Raw genomic sequence first — 1,307 nt, forward strand, 5'->3', positions numbered from 1 at the left:
TCAATGAATTTTTATTAGAAACACTAAAAAGGGACTAAGAGATACCTCAACTTATAAATGAAGCATATTCGTTAAAAGAATAGCTACTGGAGTTGGTGAGCAAAAGTTAAAAGAGGTTACGATCAATGATAGAACTGTACGAATCAAAGTTGAAATTCGTTGATAACATGAAAGAGAGCGGACTCTTTAACGCGATAGAGCAAAGGATCATTAAACTATCTAAAGAATTAGTATCTTCATCGTTAAATCAGAATACTGAAGATTGCAGGGAAGAACAAAGCGTACATGAATTTGGCGACTTAAATCTTTTATGGTTTCAATATCAGAGCTATGATAATGAAGAATCAGTAACAATAATTTTAAATAGAGTTGATTTAATTGGTGAAATCAAATTAGACGTTACTGTGCAAAGACTGTCTGGCATTATTGATGGGCCTGCAAATGTTAAAACTAATATAGAAGTAAAGAATATCAACAACCCTTCTGTCACCGTAGTGAAACGTTCAGAAAACACTCACACTTCATTACAGCTAGAAGCTTTACTAAGCTATGCTCATGCACTAGAAGCGCAAGGGATAGTCTTTGAAGATGTGGGGTGGACAACCGTAAGGTTTGACGACTTTGGATCAATAGTTCTTGTATCTGAATTTCTTAAAAAAAACCAGCATTCATATATTGATGAATACGATATGCTAAATCTTTCTCGGTTTGTTGCAGATGATGTTTTCGACTTCGAACTTCCAGAACAAACTACATTCGAGGAAGCCATCAATTACCTAAATCCTTTTTATCACTACCTTAGCAATACCTACATGAGCTCACTAGATGGTTATATATTCGGGGAGCGGGTAGCCCATTCGGTTTTGATGGAAACACTTCTATTGGCAAAAAAACCTGAACAATTACAGCTTTTAGCTCAGAGGCTAGTATACGGCCTGCGTGACACAGGTGTGTTGGTGTTTAGCGAAATTTTGGGGAAAGTAGAGTCTATCGTTCAAGAGTTGAGAGATCTGACTTGCGATGAAGAATTGCCGGTAGCGCAATTTATCGAAAATGTTAAGGTTGCTTTGAATGCTTACTATGATTAAAACGACTTCTTTTTGAAAGCATAAGGTCATAGGATAAAGCATGGTAAGTTGGACGGATAGCAGAGGCTATTAAAGCCAGTTTTGGAGGTAACATTGAATCAATTACAAGACGAATTGTTGTATCTTTTATTGGAGGATGGCCAAGATGATTTATATTCTGCTGTCGTTAACCAAACATCCAATAATCTCCCTTTAGGAAAGAAAGAACTTCTAATGAGG

At 36.3% G+C, this 1,307-nt stretch carries 1 protein-coding gene; it reads left to right on the forward strand.

Annotation, left to right across the window (positions count from 1 at the left end; genetic code table 11):
• Window positions 1-125: 125 nt before the first annotated feature.
• The gene (locus AC19MV_RS22945; protein ID WP_432339142.1) at window positions 126-1,088 is read left to right on the forward strand and encodes a hypothetical protein; all 963 of its coding nucleotides are present in this window, start codon (window positions 126-128) and stop codon (window positions 1,086-1,088) included.
• The last annotated feature ends 219 nt before the right edge of the window (window positions 1,089-1,307 follow it).

It is taken from the genome of Shewanella sp. MF05913, from assembly GCF_059758095.1.

Bases quoted from the DNA above. Each gene is read 5' to 3' on its own strand.
- AC19MV_RS22945 (WP_432339142.1), top strand. From the start codon at position 126: ATGATAGAACTGTACGAATCAAAGTTGAAATTCGTTGATAACATGAAA.